This is a genomic window from Shewanella sp. LZH-2 (assembly GCF_016859145.1).
GTDB classification, from domain to species: Bacteria; Pseudomonadota; Gammaproteobacteria; order Enterobacterales; family Shewanellaceae; genus Shewanella; species Shewanella xiamenensis.
Window position 1 is genome coordinate 3805455 of sequence record NZ_CP069350.1, and the last position, 18649, is coordinate 3824103.

The window sequence follows — 18649 nt, forward strand, 5'->3', positions numbered from 1 at the left end:
CTGCGCATAATTGACCGTTTTACTTTAAGTCTACAAGTACTTCATCAATCAACTCGACGGCCTCATCGAATTGATATTGATTAATCATCGTTAGCGCTGGACTCAACTGCTGCCATAACTGCGCGCTCACTTGCGGTTTAAGTGCATCCATTTGGGCGACAGCATCGGAATCCGCTTCTTCTAAACTTTGGCGTAATCGCGTTAAGGCCTCAATGAGGGCTTCTGGTGGTAAATGCTCCGCCGTCGGCCCACTAGATTCTTCAAACTCAGGTTTAACTTTTTCAATTGCTTGGCAAATCGATGCCACTAACGTTTGGATTTGGTCCAACTCCGCTTGGAACTCAGTATTTTCACTTAAGTGAAGTTCCAATTGCCGAGCCAATTCCGCAAGCGTTGTGGAACTTAAATTGCCCGCAAGTCCCTTAAGCGTATGGGCCATTCGCACCGCATCCTCACGTTTATTGCTGGCAACGGCCTTGTTGATTTGCTCCACAACATTACGTTGACTAGTCACAAAACGATCAAAGATCCTTTGGTAAAGGCGCGTGGAGTTTTGCACTAACTGCAAGCCTCTATCAACATCAAGCTCTGGGTGTTCAGGCCATTTCACGACAGAATCAACATCAATATTCACAGGCTTGGGTGAATCATTAATAAGCTCTTGAGGCGGTAACGGTGCACCTAAATATTTTAGGAGGGTTTGATACAGTAAGTTAACCTCTATCGGCTTGGCGATATGATCATTCATTCCCGCTCTTAAACACATTTCCTTGTCGCCAGCCATGGCATTGGCGGTCATTGCTATCACAGGTAATTGTGCTAACTCGGGCCTTTGTCTCAGTGCTTTTGTTGCCTGATAACCATCCATCACTGGCATTTGACAATCCATCAATACCAAATCAAAGCTCTGCTGAGCTAACTTATCCAACGCAATTTGGCCGTTGGTGGCAATGGATAAAATAATCCCCACTTGCTCTAAAAATTCGGTCGCCACCTCAAGGTTCATTTCGTTATCTTCGACTAACAGAATACGCTTACCTTTAAGGGGCAATAATAACTCAGGCGCAATACTGTCTTGATGGCGCCTGACGGGTAGGAACCCTGCGCGACCAAGTGCGTTCATAATGCCATCAAGCAATCTTGATGCGCTGATAGGTTTGCTGATGTAGCCCGCTAACCCAAGTTGCTCGATTTGGGTCAAGAAATCTTGATTCGCATGGGCTGATACCATCAAGATCCGCGGCGCTTTTTTTGCCCGTTGCAGGATTTGTTTTGCGGTTTCGAGCCCATCAAGATGTGGCATTTTCCAATCAATCAATGCCACAGCATAATCCTGCTGGCTGCACCGCATCACCGCCTCGTCGCCAGAACGCACAGTATCCACTTGAAAGCCCATGCTCTCTAGAGTGGTTCGCATAATGTCCCTTGCGGTGGCATTGTCGTCGGCAACTAATACAGGCATACCTTCAAGCTCTTGACCTACGATGAGCTTTTGTCCACTGGAGATGCGCAATTTAACGGTAAAAAAGAAAGTACTGCCATGGCCTTGCTGGCTTTCGACCCCGATACTTCCCCCCATTAATTCAACCAGCTGTTTACAAATCGCCAGCCCTAATCCTGTACCACCATATTTACGGGTAGTAGACGTGTCTGCTTGCGTAAACGACTTAAACAGTTTGGCTTGTTGTTCATGGGTTAACCCAATGCCACTGTCACGCACACTACAACGTAATATGACATCATCGTTTTGCTGCTCGACCAAGCTGAGGGACAGTAATACCTCTCCTCTTTCGGTAAATTTGATCGCATTATTCATTAGGTTGATCAGCACTTGCCCCAACCGCAACGGATCGCCAAGCAGATAACGTGGAACATTGGGTGCGACAGCAAACAGCAATTCAATCTGCTTTTGAGCCGCCCTTTCGGAAAAGATATCGCTCAAATCTTCAAGCATGGTATCGAGTTGAAAAGGCACATTTTCGATATCAAGCTTGCCAGCTTCAATCTTAGAAAAATCAAGGATATCGTTAATGATTGATAATAAAGATTGCGATGCGCGCTCAATTTTTTCGAGATAATTTTTCTGTTTTTTGTCTAGATCAGTCTGTAAGCAAAGTTGCGACATCCCGATAATGGCATTCATTGGCGTGCGGATTTCATGGGACATATTCGCGAGGAAGTCGCCTTTTGCCTTACTGGCGGCATCAGCCTCTTCCTTGGCAACAAGCAATTGTTCTGAAAGCAGTTTTAACTCAGTCATATCGACCATGCTTACCACAGCTGACTCAAATTGGTTCTGGCTGTCCAATAAGCTTGAAACGTTGACTGTCATCCATAAATGCTCACCGGAGGGACGAATAAAGCTTCTTTCCCCTCGATAGTGATCAACTTTACCTTCTACAAGTTCCTTAAACTGCGCTTTTGCAACTTCTTTATCCTGTGCACTCAAGACATCAAAAATAGGCGTACTACGTAATTCATTACGGCTCAGCCCCATATCCTCACAGAATTGATCATTACAATCGAGGATAAGTCCTTTGATATCGACATTCACGATACCAATGGTTGCGCCATCAAATAAGGCCTTAAAGTGCGCCTCACTGACCGCAAGTTCTTCTTCAATAGACTTGCGTTCAGTCACATCCATCACATAGCCATTCCAGATAATGGCGCCATCATCGGCATAATGACCACTGGCTCCGGCTTCCATCCAGCGAATGCCACCATTAGGATGACGATAGCGGAACTCGCGGATCCAGCTTAATTTATCGTCACTCATTCCCTCAAGCGCGCGTATAACTTCTGGTCGTTCCTCATCAAAAATCCGCTCAGCAATAATATTAAAGTTACTGAGTAAATCTTCGCGGTGTAAGCCCAACATGTGAAATGCTGCGCCAGAAAGGAAGGTAAAACGGCGATCGCTAGGAGAAACCCAGCGCAATTGATACACAGTACAAGGAATGGACTCAGTGATATTGGTTAATTGCAGCCGTGAAGCTTCAAGCTCGACGATGGCTAACTTACTCTTGGTTATATCGTCAATACTGCCGTCAAACCATAGGGGAAAACCCTCTTCGGTATAACTCGCCTTGCCCTTTTCATGCACCCAACGGATGCTACCGTCACGGTGGCGAATACGATATTCCACCTCAAAGGTTTCCTGCTGCGCGAGGGCTCTATCAATATGCTGATGACACAGCTCGCGATCTTCTTCCAAAATCAATGAAGCAAAGCTGCGTTGACGATTCTCAATAAACTGGCTCGCGGCATAACCGGTAATATCGGCAATATTGTCACTGACATATTCCATCACCCACTCCTCGCCGATGCGAGTGCGGTAGACAGCCCCAGGAATATTAGTCACCAAACCACGGAAGCGAACTTCACTATCACGGATTTTTTGTTCAACCGCTATTTTTTGGGTCATATCACGGATCGATGCGGCCACTTGGCGACGACCATCAAAATCACTCGGTAAAATACTTAAGGCGATTTCGGCAACAAACTCATCCCCATCAGACTTAAGTGCCCGCACATGGCGTGCATTTGCCATCGGCCTATCACGCCCCTCACGTAGAAACTGTAATCTTTCTTTGGCATGGGGACTCCTTAAATCTTCGGGTAGCAAAGCTTCAATTTGTAATCCCAACATAGCTTTTGCGTCATAACCAAACAGCTGCTGACAGCGACTATTGCTAAATACTATTTGGCCACTTTGATCGACAATCAACATGGCCTCAGGTGCGGCCTCAAGTACCGCGCTAGACCAAGCTGCGGCGGAAAATTGTTCTGTCACATCGGTAAATAGCATCTCCACCGACATTAACTCGCCAGTATCTGACACTAAAGGCTGCATAAAAACATCGAGCCGCCTTGACTGACCTTTTGAATCGATGAGTTCAACTTGATGTGAAGGGACGTTCTGCCCTTTGAGTGCCAGATCGGTGTATTCCCAGTTTTTCTCATTAAGGGGGTTGGCCGAAAACAATCTTTGATATTTGCGCTTAAGTAATTCGGGCGGTATGCCCAATACTTTGGTCACCCCTTCACTGACCTGTGCAAGTTGTCCGTCAGGATCAAGTGAGCAGTAAAAGGATTTATCGCTCATACCGTCGATCAGGCGAGCGAAGCGGTTACCGCGGGAATCTAAAATAGCTTGCTCACGCTGAGCAAGCAGATCTGCCATTTTGTTAAAGGTTTCACTTAAGGTCACTATCTCGCTAATCGCCCCTTTAGGGATAACCAACTGCTGTGTTTTACCTTGACCGAAAGCCAAAATGCCGGATTCAAGGGTTTCCAGTGGACGAGTTAACCGTTTAGCGGCGATATAGCAGGTCAATAACAGCAGTAAGGTTAATAAACTTAAGTTGAGGACAACTGAGGAAATATCGTCCAGTAGCGAGGTAAATAACTCCTGCTGTGGTACCATAACAACCACGTGCCATTTTAACTTTGCCACTTCTGCAATGCTGGCAAGATAAACTGTACCAGTATCATCAACAAAACTGGCTTGCCCAGTCAGCCCATCTTCCAGCAAAGCGCCAAAGGCATTATTTTTGTGATTTCCTTTATCCAGCCATTCCGAGACTGATGTGGCTAAAACCTTTTCTTTATCCCCATGAAAGATAAGCCGACCTTGCTCATCTAATATCATCAGCCGATTAGGGGCTATCCCTAGTTGCTCAGGTAATCTATCTAAGGCCAAATCAACGGTTGTAACCCCAAAATAGTTCGGCTGCACTCCAAAAGGAACCGCATAAGTAATCATTAAAGTATTACCAGCACCCTCGTCGAAATAGGCTTTTGACCAATAACCTTCGACTTTATTGATGGCTTGCGTCCACCAATCCCAAGTCCCATCGGTATAATCGTACCCCTCGGCGCCAATATCTAAATAATGGAAACTATTACCACTGCGGTATACATAGGGAGAAAAAAGTTTTTTATTGAGAAAAGTGCCCGGTTTAAAAGCAACGGCAGAACCATAAAAATCGGGGTTACGTTCGAGGCGATTAGTTAAGACTTTTTGCAGCTTATCAGAATCGTTAATATCATTCTTGTCAGCCAAAAAACCAATAAAATCAGCAAGCCCTTGAGTATTTGTTTGAGCGTGTTCGAGTAATAATTGCAATCGAGAGGCTGAATGTGCCGACTGTTGAGCTAAATGATCGTAAAGCCGCTTTTCAAGGGAAAGATAATTAAACCATGAAGTAATCCCATAAACGGCCGCCATGATAAGAATCAAAGGCAGCGCAATATGGGATAAAATTTTGCTGCGGAAAGTACGAAGTTTACTTTTATCCATGGCGTCGCCTCAAAGCCCCCGTTTTAAGTCCCCCCTTTTTGGGGTAGCTCTTATAAAGTAAACGAAGAACGCTGTGGCGACAATCTCAAAGTTAAAATAATGTGAACTAATATATTGTTTTCACAACATTAATAAACAGGGTTTAGCGTACGGTTAGCGAATGTTCGAACAAAATAGCTTTGCGTTTCAGCAATGATAATGTGCCGCAATCCAATAATCGCAATCAAATTAGGTATGGCCATTAAGCCGTTTACCGTATCAGCCAGTAACCAAATCACATCCAACTTGATAAAAGCCCCACCAGCAATCAGGCCTAAAAACAAGATTTGATAGGCACGCAGCCCGCGCTCGCCCACTAAGTAGTACCAGCAACGTTCACCATAGTAATGCCAGCCTAAAATGGTCGTAAACGCAAAGCAGACCAAGGCGATAGTGACTAAATACTGGCCGATGGCAGCCGATCCGCCTAAGCTAAACGCCGCACTGGTCATGGCCGCGCCCGCAGTGTCACCGCTCCATACCCCAGTGATGATGAGCACTAATCCCGTCATAGTGCAGATGATAATAGTATCGAAAAAGGTGCCCGTCATACTCACTAAACCCTGCTCGACGGGTTCATTGGTTTTTGCCGCAGCCGCAGCAATGGGCGCACTACCTAAGCCTGACTCATTAGAAAATACCCCGCGGGCAATCCCCATTTGAATCGCTTGCGCCACGGTCGCCCCTAAAAATCCCCCCGCAGCCGATACTGGGGTAAAGGCCGACGCCACCACTAATTGCAACGCGGGTAGAATAGCATCGGCAAAAACCACTAAAATCCACACACAGGCCAACACATAACCAATTGACATCGCCGGTACTAACTTTTGCGCCACGTTGGAGATACGTTTGACACCACCTAAGGTGACAGCCGCCACCAGCAGGGTTAGCACCAGCGCGGTCGCCCATGTTGGTACATCAAAGGCGATAGTTAAGGCATCACTTATCGCATTCACTTGAGCAAAAGTCCCAATGCCGAAAAATGCAACCCCCACGCCAAACAGTGCAAATAACTTCGCCATCCAACGCAAACCGAGGCCACGCTCGATGTAATACATCGGGCCACCGGCAATCTGTCCACGCGCATCCGTAGTGCGGTATTTTACCGCCAACATACACTCGGCATACTTAGTCGCCATGCCAAAAAAGGCGGCAAGCCACATCCAAAATAACGCACCAGGACCGCCCATCTTAATCGCCGTTGCGACCCCAACAATATTGCCCGTACCTATGGTTGCAGACAATGCAGTACAAAGCGCGGCGAAGGACGATAGATCACCATGCCCCTTAGCGGGTTTGAACAATAGGCTAAGCGCCATTGGCAGACGAAACACTTGGATAAGCTTTAGTCGCGCAGTGAGATAAATCCCTGTGCCAACTAACAAACAAAGTGTGATAGGACCCCAGACAATACCATTTAGGCTGCTGAGTAAGGCTTCAAAACTCATGATATTCCTCAATTATTAAACAACTAAATTAATAAAGGAGGAGGAAAAGAAATGGCTGTGACACATCGCTGCCAGCCTAAAGAAATACCATCTTCCCAGCCAATAACGGCAGGAAAATAGTCCACAAAGACAAACGACAGGGACTGTGCAGTCATCCTCTCCTCTGTCCTTTTGCCTGAGCGTTTCGCGTCGCTTAAAACACTGCGACACTTTCGCCTTCGGCGCCACCTATTATTGCAAGTTAATGCAATCGGTAGTCTCTCCAGAGGCTCGTCCAGTAACAGTCCACGCCTTACGGCACCTGAAAGAGTGCTTTGTTTATGGAATGCTTCCAACAACAAAGTTGCCTCGTCGGTGTGGGGTTAATTCCCCACTCTCCTGCTACCTTCATCCGAACGGATTGTTAAAACGATAGCCAGCTATCGTTTTAACAGGGCGCACAGCATGCAACAAACACCACAATAGCTCAAGCCCATTTGCTCACAGAAATGAGAGCCAAGCCGTTAATCGCAGAAAATTCAAACAGACTCAATCCTAAGTCTTAATCGATGTGAATTGATCTAACTTGCCTAAATATCGGTATCTATAGGATTGTAAAATGCTTTATCTTTAGCCTAATGCCTAGGTTGGTAAAATCCCAATTGGAAGAGATAGATGAAAGAAGTCGCCAAGCTTATCCAAGTAAGTAAAAGTTTTCGCGACGGCGAGCAGCGCCACACTGTACTGCAAGCGGTCGATTTAACTTTGCATCAAGGGGAGACTATCGCACTCACCGGCCCAAGTGGCAGCGGCAAAAGCACTTTACTGAATCTGATTGCGGGATTTGAAACGGCAGACAGTGGCCAGATTGTGTTGAATCATCAATCCACCACCAAGTGGCAAGATAAGCAATGGAGTGAGTTTAGGCGTACCCATTTAGGCGTGGTATTCCAGCAATTTAATTTACTCACTCCGCTGAATGTTAAAAATAATATCGGCTTTTCCCTGCACCTTAACGGTGATAGCTGGAATCCTTGGTGCGATTATTTGGTGGAAAAACTCGGGTTAGCGGCATTGTTAAACCGGCAGGTTGAAGCGCTTTCCGGCGGACAACAACAGCGGGTCGCGATAGCCAGGGCATTAGCCCACAATCCGAGTTTACTGCTGGCCGACGAACCCACGGGTAACTTAGATGACGAATCTGGTAAACAGGTGATGTCACTGCTATGCGAACTCGCCAAAGAGAGCCAAACCAGCATTTTGATGGTCACCCACAGCGAAGAGTGCGCCGCCTTTATGAACAAACGCTGGCATCTGTCCCACGCCGCAGTGTCGATCTCCGGCTAGCATGATGAATAACACACAGCTAGAACATAAAGCCAATCCATACCACCACTTAAGCAAGAGTGGACAATGGCTGCGTATCACTTGGGTACTCAAGGTATTTTTAGCCCATTATCGCCACGCGCCATTGCAGGCTGGGGCGATTTTACTCGGAATCGCCCTCGCCGTGACGCTGCTCATCGGGGTAAAAGCCACCAACGATAATGCGATTCGTAGCTATAGCGAAGCCACAGAGCTATTAAGTCAGCGGGCCGATGTACTGCTGACCTCACCCGTTGGCCAAGATAATCTCGATGAATCGGTGTATTTCAGTTTAAGGCAGGCTGGGATTAGCCAAAGTCTTGCGGTAGTCAGTGGCAGAGTTGCTGGCCAAAACGGCCAGTATTGGCAAATTGAAGGCAGCGATATTGTCGCGGCATTGACTGCCACGTTAACCTCAAAAAACGCTTCACCGTCCTCAAATAACAAGGCAACGGCTAATTCTACTGTCTCAATGGGAGATCTGCCCCTTGCCGACCTAATAAGCGGTGAGCCCGTGGTGGTGATGAGTGACAGTCTAGCCAGCAAAATCGCGCCCAATGGCCAGCTCAGCCTAGCCCAATCCATAACACCATCGACCCTAAAAGTGATCCGTGTCGATGATAGTTGGGGACTTGGCAGCGCCATCTTGACCGATATTTCCCTCGCCCAAAACTTACTTGGCATGCAGGGCAAACTCAGTTATATCGCCCTATTTAGCGATAGGGATAAACTAGTCGCGTTAAAACAACGGCTCGACACCTTAGGTATCACCCCAGATCTCGCCAGCTACAGTCAGCAAGATCAAGGGCAAGCCTTAATGGCGCTTACCCGCAGTTTTCATTTAAATCTCAATGCAATGAGTATGTTAGCCTTTGTAGTTGGGCTATTTATTGCCTATAACGGCGTGCGTTACAGCCTGATGAAACGCCAACGTCTGCTGATTCAACTGCTGCAACAGGGGCTAGAACGACTCGACGTGATGCTTGCCCTGCTCGCCGAATTACTATTTTTGGTTATCTTAGGCTCGGTAATCGGGTTTATCTTAGGTTTACAACTCAGCCATTGGCTACAACCTATGGTTGCTATGACGCTAGAGCAACTCTATGGTGCTCACTTGCTGCCGGGCATTTGGCAATGGCATTGGTTAGCACAGGCGATCGCGCTCACCTTAGTTGCAGCGCTTGCTGCTTGCATGCCCTTGTATTTTGATCTTACGCGCCAATCCCTTGCCCAAGGCGCTAACCGTTATCAGCAAACTAAGGCCCACAACCAAACCCACCAGCGGCAATTTATCTTAGCCTGTGGGTTACTCGTACTCGCGGCGATACTGTTTCCCTTCAGCCAAAGTTACAACACCAGTTTGATATTACTAGGTATAGTGACGGTCGCGATTCCTCTGCTGTTGCCCCAAGTATTGCATTGGGGAGTAAGCTTACTGCTCCCCTTCACTCGCCCAGGGCTTAAGCACTATTTGCTCGCCGAAACCCGCGAGCTTATCGCGCCACTTTCCCTTGCGATGATGGCCATTTTGCTGGCATTAAGCGCAAATGTGGCGATGAATACCCTAGTGGGCAGCTTTGAGCAAACCCTAAGAAGTTGGTTAGAAACCCGCTTACATGCCGATTTATACCTACGCCCCAGTGCTAACCGTATGGCTGATGTACGGGATAAATTAAGCCAAGATCCTCGTGTCAGCGGCTTATATCAACAATGGCAAGTCGATGGCGAGATATCGACCCAAGGTCCAACAGCTCAAACGATCCCTGTGAATATTATCAGCCGTGATGATGAATCGATAAAGTACACAAGTACACTCAAAGACAGTTTACCTGACCTATGGCAACACTATTTTGGCGGACAATTTGTCTTGGTGAGTGAGCCAATGGCGATTAAGTATCAGTTGATGCTGGGCGATAAAGTCACTTTAAACGTGCTCGATAAAACCACCAATAACCAAGTGGTTATCGCAGGAATTTATTACGACCATGGTAATACCCGCAATGAGCTCATTATTAGCCATCAACTGTGGCAACAGGCACAACTGCCACTGTTACCCATCAGCCTTGCGGCCAGTTTTCATCCTCTGGAACAAGCTGATAAATCATCCTCATCAGTGCTAACGCAACCAATACCCACGAACGGCAAGCGCAGCGAGGCCGAACTGGATGAACTGCAAATGCAGCTCGCCACAGCGCTAGAGTTGGCTCAGGCACAAATTTATAGCCAAGCCAACATAAAGGCCCAAGCCATTGCCATGTTTAAACGCACTTTTTCAATCACGTTAGTGCTCAATAGTTTAACCTTGCTGGTGGCCGCCATTGGGCTATTTAGCGCCTGCTTAATGTTAACCCAAGCACGGCAAGCACCACTGGCACGGCTTTATTCCCTTGGGGTGAGTCGCAGCAAACTGCGTACTATGGTATTTAGCCAAATGCTACTGGTTGTAGTAATCACTTGCCTGATTGCGATGCCTACGGGCGCTCTGCTGGGGTATTTATTAATCGATAAAATCACCCTGCAAGCCTTTGGTTGGACCATCCAAATGATCTGGGACTGGTTTGCTTATGCCAAAGCCATCCTCATCGCACTGGTGACTTGTACCTTAGCCGTGCTCTTACCGCTTTACTGGCAAACCCGCAGGCCGCTAATCGCCAGTTTGCAGCAGGAAACCCTATGAACAGTCGTCCATATACCATTACCCAATTGAAAGTGAATGGTTTACTCACAATGAACTGGCTTAAGTGCCATACAAACGCACGCTTAATCAGTCAACTCATCATCGGTGGATTACTCTTTTTCACGATAAGCGGCTGCGATAATGCGCCCGCGAGCGTTTCAGAATCCAAATCCATGGGAGCTTTGCTAGGGCAAACAAAAGAAGGCGAAACCACAACTTCAACGCAACAAGCCTTTGCCAAGGTGACACCTGAGCATCAGTTTCACTTTCCCCAAGATCATCTTGCCCACAACGGCTTTCGGCAAGAATGGTGGTATCTCACCGCTAACTTAACCACCGAAAAAGGTGAGCAACTTGGCGCGCAATGGACCCAATTTAGGGTGGCACTAAAACCTCAATATACAGAATCGCAAAATGCGCAACCGACTACCCTTAACTCCGCTTGGGCCACTGAACAACTCTATTTTGCCCATAGCGCACTGACCTCTAGCGCGGCACATCTGGCCCATGAGAAATGGTCTCGCGGTCATCCAAAGCTTGCCGGCGTCAATGCCAATCCCTATCAAATTTATCTCGATAACTGGCAATGGCAGAGTGAATCGAGCGAGTTATTTCCGGCAACATTAAGGGTTGAGACCACAGACTTTAGTTACGAGCTAACGCTGACCAGCCAAGCACCGCTGCAATATCAAGGCGATAATGGCTATAGCATTAAAAACCGCGAGGGGAATGTCGCTTCCTACTACTACAGTCAACCTTTTATCAGCATTACTGGCCAGATCACCCGCCATATCAACATCAATGGCCAAGCCGAAAGTCGGGTAGAGAAAGTCACTGGCCAAGGCTGGCTAGACAGAGAATGGAGCTCACAATTTTTAACTAAAAGCCAGCAGGGTTGGGATTGGTTTGCCCTGCGCCTCAATGATGGTTCGGCGCTAATGCTCTTTCAGTTAAGGGAGCAATCCACCGATAAATCTCAAACTCCATTAGCCTTTTACAGCGCCAGACGAATGTTTGCCGATGGCACAGGCCGCAAGATCAACTCCCGAGACATGCCAGATGGAATAAAAATGACGCCGCTTGAATGGCAAACCACCCGCTCCGGCAAATACCCTGTAAGCTGGCAAGTCCAAATCCCGAGTGAGCAAATCGATATCCGCATCTCACCGTTAAATCCCAATAGCGCCATGGCGTTATCCACCTCCTATTGGGAAGGTCCGATTAAACTTAGCGGTAGTCACACCGGCATGGGTTATATGGAGCTGACGGGATATTAATCCACTTATAGTGATGTTTGACTGCCGGATCTTTCGCTAATCTAACCAATCTCGCCATTCCCTCTCCAAAGAGATAGCGATTGTTTAAATTTCAAACTGAGAGTTAGATCACGCGCAAAACTTTGATCCCGATCGACTATCCCCTGCAATACCTCTTGTGAGGTATACCCACATTTTTTATCAGGTCTAGACTCGCAGTTATCCACATTCAGTTGTACAGATGTTTATGCAAAGCAGCTGAGTGCATCTCAAGATAAAGGTCACCGCTATGAGTCAGGAATACCATGTCACCAGCCTCGTGGTACATGCAGCCCCTAATGCCTTGCAACAGGTTGAAGCCGATATTGCCGCGTTAAAAGGCTGCGATATCCACGCCATTTCACCCGAAGGCAAGTTGGTTATTACCCTCGAAGGGAATACCCAAAAAGCCATTCTCGACAATGTTGAAGCCATCAATGGCCTGTCCGGTGTGTTATCCGCCAGTTTGATTTACCACCAAGTAGAACCCCTAGAACAAGAACTGTTAGAAAAAGAGAGTGAGGAAACACTATGAGCATTAGCCGCCGCGAGTTTCTCAAGGCTAACGCAGCGGTTGCCGCTGCGACGGCCGTTGGCGTCACGCTTCCCGTGAAAATGGTTGAAGCCGCCGAGTCAGATAACATCAAGTGGGACAAAGCCCCCTGCCGTTTTTGCGGTGTGGGTTGTAGCGTATTAGTCGGTACTAAAGCGGGTAAAGTGGTTGCCACCAAAGGCGATCCTGAAAGCCCAGTTAACCGCGGGCTAAACTGTATTAAAGGTTACTTCCTGTCGAAAATCATGTACGGCAAGGACAGATTAACCACGCCATTACTACGCATGAAAGACGGCAAATATCATAAAGAAGGCGAGTTTACCCCAGTCAGTTGGGATGTCGCCTTCGATACTATGGCCGCTAAGTGGAAACACAGCATCGCCACTAAAGGCCCAACCTCTGTCGGTATGTTCGGTTCTGGTCAGTGGACGATTTGGGAAGGTTACGCAGCATCTAAACTGCATAAAGCTGGATTCTTAACCAACAACATCGACCCTAACGCCCGCCACTGTATGGCCTCAGCGGTCGTTGGGTTTATGCGTACCTTCGGTATTGATGAACCGATGGGCTGTTACGACGACTTAGAAGCCGCCGATCACTTTGTGCTCTGGGGCGCCAACATGGCCGAGATGCATCCGATCCTGTGGGCACGTTTATCTGATCGCCGTTTAAGCAGTAAAGACTGTCGCGTGCATGTGCTATCCACCTTCGAGAACCGTAGCTTCGATCTTGCGGATAACCCGATGGTTTTCCATCCGCAATCTGATCTGGTGATCCTCAACTATATCGCCAACTACATCATTCAAAACAAAGCGGTAAATACCGACTTTGTGACTAAACACACTAAGTTTGCCCTCGGTGTAGATGATATCGGTTATGGTCTGCGTCCAGATCATCCGTTAGAGAAGAAAGCCAAAAACCCTGGCAATGGTAAATCTAGCCCTATTAGCTTCGAAGAATACGCTAAGTTCGTCAGCACTTATACGCTGGAATACGCAGCAAAAATGAGTGGTGTAGAGCCTGAAAAATTAGAAACCTTAGCCAAAGCCTATGCCGATCCTAAGGTGAAGGTTATGAGCCTGTGGACCATGGGGATTAACCAACACGTTCGTGGAGTGTGGGCAAACAACATGCTCTATAACATTCACTTACTGACGGGCAAAATCGCCACACCTGGCAACAGCCCATTCTCACTGACAGGCCAACCTTCAGCCTGTGGTACCGCCCGTGAAGTCGGCACCTTCGCCCACCGCTTACCTGCTGATATGGTGGTGGATAACGATAAGCATCGCGCGATTACCGAAAAAATGTGGCAAGTGCCTGAAGGCACGATTCCACCTAAACCTGGCTACCATGCAGTGCTGCAAAGCCGGATGCTCAAAGACGGTAAGCTAAACTGTTATTGGACTATGTGTACCAATAACATGCAAGCCGGCCCGAATATCAACGATGAAATTTACCCGGGATTCCGTAATCCAGAGAACTTTATCGTGGTATCCGATCCTTACCCAACCGTCACCGCCATGGCAGCAGACCTTATTCTACCGACCGCCATGTGGGTTGAGAAAGAAGGTGCCTACGGTAACGCCGAGCGCCGCACCCATATGTGGCATCAACAGGTTAAAGCGCCTGAGGGAGCTAAGTCGGATCTGTGGCAATTAGTCGAGTTTTCAAAACGCTTTAAAGTGTCTGAAGTCTGGCCAGCAGAGCTTATCGCTAAAAAGCCTGAATACGCTGACAAGACCCTTTATGAAGTACTGTTTGCCAATGGTGTCATCAACAAGTTCCCGACTACCGATTGTAAGGGCGACCTAAACGACGAAAGTGAACACTTTGGCTTCTATCTACAAAAAGGCATCTTCGAAGAATACGCCGCCTTCGGTCGCGGCCATGGCCATGACTTAGCCGACTTTGACCGTTACCACGAAACCCGCGGCCTACGCTGGCCAGTGGTTGAGGGGAAAGAAACCCTGCGCCGCTTCGTTGAAGGCAGCGATCCTTATGTTAAGGCAGGTGAAGGCTTTAAGTTCTACGGTAAACCCGATGGTAAAGCGGTAATTTTCGCCCTGCCTTACGAACCAGCAGCGGAAGAGCCTAACTCAGAATACGATCTGTGGATGTCTACCGGCCGTGTGCTCGAACACTGGCATACAGGTTCGATGACCGCCCGTGTACCTGAGCTATACCGCGCCTATCCTGATGCACAAATCTTTATGCATCCTGAAGACGCGAAGGTCCGTGGTCTGCAACGGGGTGATGAAGTGATAGTCGCTTCTCCCCGTGGTGAGGTCAAAACCCGCGTCGAAACCAAAGGCCGAAACAAACCGCCACGCGGCGTGGTGTTTATGCCCTTCTTCGATGCGCGTCAGTTAGTCAACAAGTTGATTCTGGATGCAACCGATCCACTGTCAAAAGAAACTGACTTTAAGAAGTGCCCAGTAAAAGTGATGAAGGCCTAAGCCCTCATTTGATAGCGATAAGCGTATTTGAAAGCGATTAAGGAGTCTAAGGTGAGTCAGCAAGTGAAGAGTCCATTCACAGTCAAACAAGTCAACCGTCGCCAGTTTTTGGCCACGACGGCTAAGGCTGGCTGTGTGATGGGGCTTGTGGGATTAGGCTTGACGGCCACGGCAAAAAGCCAAGGTCAACTCGCCTCCCAAGCTTGCAGACCGCCGGGCGCCCTTGAAGAAAGCGATTTTCTCTCGGCCTGCGTGCGCTGCGGTTTGTGTGTTGAGGCTTGCCCTTACGACACGCTAACACTGGCACGTTGGTTCGATGGCGCCGCCACTGGCACGCCATTCTTTACCGCAAGACGCATTCCCTGCGAAATGTGTGAGGATATTCCCTGCATCAAAGCCTGCCCATCGGGTGCGCTTGATCCTCAACTTGAGCACATTAGCGATGCCAAAATGGGTATTGCGGTACTGATCGATGAGAAAAATTGCCTGAACTTTAAGGGATTACGCTGCGATGTTTGTTATCGGGTTTGTCCGTTAATCGACAACGCCATCACCTTAGAACGCCAACGCAATCAACATAGCGATCACCACGCCATGTTCTTACCCACAGTCAACAGTGATACCTGCACGGGTTGTGGCAAATGCGAGCACGCCTGCGTACTCGATACCGCCGCCATAAAAGTCTTACCGACGGCATTAGCACTCGGTAAGGCAGCGGAGCATGACACTTATCTCAACACCGAGGAAACCACCTTAGAGATGTTGAATAAGGGGCTGACGTTATGAGCAATGAGTCTATGAGTAACAAGTCTATAAGTCATAAGACAATGAACTCAAAAGCCCGCATGCAAGGCGAGCATGCCGCCGCCATTGCAGAACTCGGTTGGTTTGGCGCACATAAATATTTGCTACTACGCCGCGCAGTGCAATGCGGCTTGTTAGGGCTATTTGCACTGGGGCCGCTACTAGGGATTTGGTTATTTAAGGGTAATTTATCGGCCAGTTTACTGCTCGATACCATTCCCTTTGCCGATCCGCTAGTGAGCTTACAAATGCTCATTAGCGGGCATATTCCCGAGCTTAGCCTATTGATAGGTGCAACCTTGGTCATACTGTTTTATGCCCTCGCCGGTGGCCGGGTGTTTTGCAGTTGGGTGTGTCCCGTCAATCTGGTCACCGATACCGCAAGCTGGCTCAGACGTAAACTAAACCTCCCTCGCACCAGCGAGTTACCGCGTAATTTACGTTATTACCTGCTGGCACTCGTGCTGTTATTGCCACTGCTCACGGGCAACTTGATTTGGGAATGGATTAATCCCGTCCCCTTAGTCTATCGCGCCGTGCTATTTGGCAGTCTCAGTGGTTTATGGATCTTAGCGGCGATATTTCTGCTGGATCTGTTTATCGCCGAGCGCGCTTGGTGTGGCCACCTGTGTCCAACAGGCGCCCTATTTGGCTTAATCGGCAAATGGAGCCCCATCAAAATTGTTGCCAGCAAAGCCAGTGCCTGTGATAACTGCATGGACTGCTTTGCTGTTTGCCCTGAACGCCAGGTATTAAAGCCAGCGTTAAAAGGGCAAAACCCGGTGATCACTAGCCCAGACTGCACCCAATGCGGCCGCTGTATCGATGTCTGCGCACAACGCGTATTTCGCTATCAAACACGTTTTACGGCCACTCAGGCTCAACTTAGTTCAGGCGATTCGACCGATTGTCACTCGCCATCAACCACTTCACCAATTCGTCAACACATTGCCCCCAAGGCGGAGAATGACCAATGAAAAAAATACTCACCTTAACCGCGATTGTATTAGCCATCGGCGGCTGCTCAGGCCAACAAGCAGACTCTCAAGCAACACCAGTCAATATCAAATCCCTCGCCGGCGATAGCGCGGTGACCGATATTCGCCCCGCTGATGCTATGCCCGTTTACCCAGCTCGCGGTAAGGCGTTGGAACGCAGTTTTACTGACCAACCGCCACTCATCCCCCATAAGGATGATTACAAAATAACCTTAGATAAAAATGGCTGTTTAACTTGCCATAGCTGGGATAAAGCCCCACGGATGAAAGCCACACCAGTGGCGAAATCCCACGTTATCGACGATAAGGGCACGCTCAATGGCCATAATTATTTCTGCACCCAGTGCCATGTTGCACAAGCAGAAAACAAAGCGCCTTTAGTTGATAATAAGTTCTCAACTCAGTAAAACAATCCTCCCCTGCCCGCACCAAAGCCACTGATCATCCAGTGGCTTTTTATTATCCATAACAAAATTAGAGATAAACTTAAAAACTCAGTGGGGGAGATGTTGGACGAACTGAAAAATAAGCAGACGGGACAATAGATAAAATACGGAAAAGTAAAAACCCAGCCTAGGCTGGGTTAACTTGTTGTTTTGCTTTATGCAAATCACCCGCCGGAGCCGTTACTCTTGTTTGCGCTGCCTTTGCTGTTTGCACATTCTTTGTTTCAGGCATCGCCGCCTGCCACAAAGCACCTACCCATAAACTTGACGTTGACTTCATGACCAAATCTCCTGTTCTGTTAACAAGTTCAAAGTAATACTTAGACCATCATCAGTAAAATGAATTAACGCCATACAATGGATTCCATTTGAGCATGAACATTCCAATCAAGACCTTACAATGTTTTCTGATCTTAGTTGAAACGGAAAACTTCACCCGTGCAGCACAAAAATGCTTTATCACTCAACCAACGCTTAGCAAAATCATCCAAAGGCTTGAAGAAAGCGTAGGAGAAACCCTGCTGATCCGTAACAATCAAAAGGTGGAGCTAACCCAAGCAGGGCAGCTGTTTGAACACAGTGCGCGGGAGATCCTCGGACAATGGCATAGATTGCAGGAGGATATGAGTAACTTAAGCGGCCTAAAATCGGGGCGGCTTAGACTCGGTGTCTGCCCCATGATGAGTAGCTTAATTATTGGATTACTGACGAGCTATCGTAAGCGTTATCCAGGGGTTGAACTACAAATGTATGAATACGGGGGATTTGGCTGCGAGCAGGCACTGCTAAATAACAGTTTAGATATTGCCTTTACTGCGTTACCCACAACCCATGAGACTGAGCTAGTCAACCAGCCGCTAACAAAATATCCTCTGTTAGCTTGCCTGCCTGATGGACACCCGCTTGCGGCTAAGTCATTTCTCAACTGGCAAGATTTTGAAGCATATCCGTTTATCCTCTATAACGAGGACTTCTCACTTGCCAAATTGATAACTCGCCTCAGCCGTAAGGCTGGCGTGCAATTAAATATCGCCTTTCGCAGTGGTCAATGGGACTTTCTTGCAACCATGGTTGAAGCCGACATGGGACTGGCCATATTACCCGAACCTATTTGCCAAAAACTCAGTCACAGCAAACTAGTCTTTAGACCAATGCAACCAGCATTAACTTGGGATTTAGCCCTGATTTGGCGGCAGAACTTACCGTTAACTCCCGCAGCAAATGCTCTACTGGAATTAAGTAAACAAAAAGCGTGAATGCTGAATGCTGACTCGTCAACCT

General features: G+C 47.9%; 12 protein-coding genes and 1 riboswitch. Of the genes, 9 read left to right on the forward strand and 3 right to left on the reverse strand.

Translation table 11 applies throughout. The annotated features are described in order from the left end of the window. Positions 1–19: 19 nt before the first annotated feature. Complete coding sequence (locus JM642_RS16775; protein ID WP_203432194.1) at positions 20–5305, reverse strand: PAS domain S-box protein; 5286 nt, start codon at positions 5303–5305, stop codon at positions 20–22. Between the two features lie 128 nt (positions 5306–5433). Continuing rightward, positions 5434–6792 (reverse strand): sodium:alanine symporter family protein, encoded by a 1359-nt coding sequence (locus JM642_RS16780; RefSeq protein ID WP_069453509.1) that lies wholly within the window; start codon positions 6790–6792, stop codon positions 5434–5436. A 153-nt stretch (positions 6793–6945) separates the two neighbouring features. Next, positions 6946–7068: riboswitch (glycine riboswitch) on the reverse strand. A 378-nt stretch (positions 7069–7446) separates the two neighbouring features. Between JM642_RS16780 and JM642_RS16785 the strand changes: the two genes are divergently transcribed. The 8 genes from JM642_RS16785 (at position 7447) to napB (ending at position 17329) form a co-directional block, all read left to right on the forward strand. Further along, positions 7447–8118: an ABC transporter ATP-binding protein gene (locus tag JM642_RS16785; RefSeq protein WP_037429713.1), complete on the forward strand. Its 672-nt coding sequence runs from the start codon at positions 7447–7449 to the stop codon at positions 8116–8118. A 1-nt stretch (position 8119) separates the two neighbouring features. Next, on the forward strand, positions 8120–10813 hold the full coding sequence (locus tag JM642_RS16790; protein ID WP_203432195.1) for an ABC transporter permease: 2694 nt from the start codon (positions 8120–8122) through the stop codon (positions 10811–10813). 50 nt (positions 10814–10863) lie between these two features. Beyond that, the gene (locus JM642_RS16795) at positions 10864–12090 is read left to right on the forward strand and encodes a lipocalin-like domain-containing protein (protein WP_186295961.1); all 1227 of its coding nucleotides are present in this window, start codon (positions 10864–10866) and stop codon (positions 12088–12090) included. A 268-nt stretch (positions 12091–12358) separates the two neighbouring features. After that, the gene (locus JM642_RS16800; RefSeq protein WP_037414522.1) at positions 12359–12643 is read left to right on the forward strand and encodes a chaperone NapD; all 285 of its coding nucleotides are present in this window, start codon (positions 12359–12361) and stop codon (positions 12641–12643) included. Next, positions 12640–15120 (forward strand): nitrate reductase catalytic subunit NapA, encoded by a 2481-nt coding sequence (gene napA / locus JM642_RS16805; RefSeq protein WP_169548346.1) that lies wholly within the window; start codon positions 12640–12642, stop codon positions 15118–15120. Before JM642_RS16800 ends, napA begins: the two co-directional genes overlap by 4 nt. Before the next feature lie 51 nt (positions 15121–15171). Then, complete coding sequence (gene napG / locus JM642_RS16810) at positions 15172–15906, forward strand: ferredoxin-type protein NapG (protein WP_047535020.1); 735 nt, start codon at positions 15172–15174, stop codon at positions 15904–15906. Positions 15907–15947: 41 nt separating this feature from the next. Beyond that, positions 15948–16901 carry a quinol dehydrogenase ferredoxin subunit NapH gene (gene napH, locus JM642_RS16815; protein ID WP_239000462.1) on the forward strand — a complete coding sequence of 318 codons (954 nt, stop codon included), beginning with the start codon at positions 15948–15950 and terminating at the stop codon, positions 16899–16901. Beyond that, a complete protein-coding gene (gene napB / locus JM642_RS16820) occupies positions 16898–17329 on the forward strand; it encodes a nitrate reductase cytochrome c-type subunit NapB (RefSeq protein WP_203432196.1) in 432 nt (143 codons plus the stop codon). Before napH ends, napB begins: the two co-directional genes overlap by 4 nt. A 166-nt stretch (positions 17330–17495) precedes the next feature. Here napB and JM642_RS16825 read toward each other — a convergent pair whose 3' ends face one another. Next, complete coding sequence (locus JM642_RS16825) at positions 17496–17648, reverse strand: hypothetical protein (RefSeq protein ID WP_037414512.1); 153 nt, start codon at positions 17646–17648, stop codon at positions 17496–17498. A 94-nt stretch (positions 17649–17742) separates the two neighbouring features. On the opposite strand from JM642_RS16825, the gene JM642_RS16830 reads away from it, so the two are divergent. Then, complete coding sequence (locus tag JM642_RS16830; RefSeq protein ID WP_069453512.1) at positions 17743–18624, forward strand: LysR family transcriptional regulator; 882 nt, start codon at positions 17743–17745, stop codon at positions 18622–18624. Positions 18625–18649 lie beyond the last annotated feature (25 nt).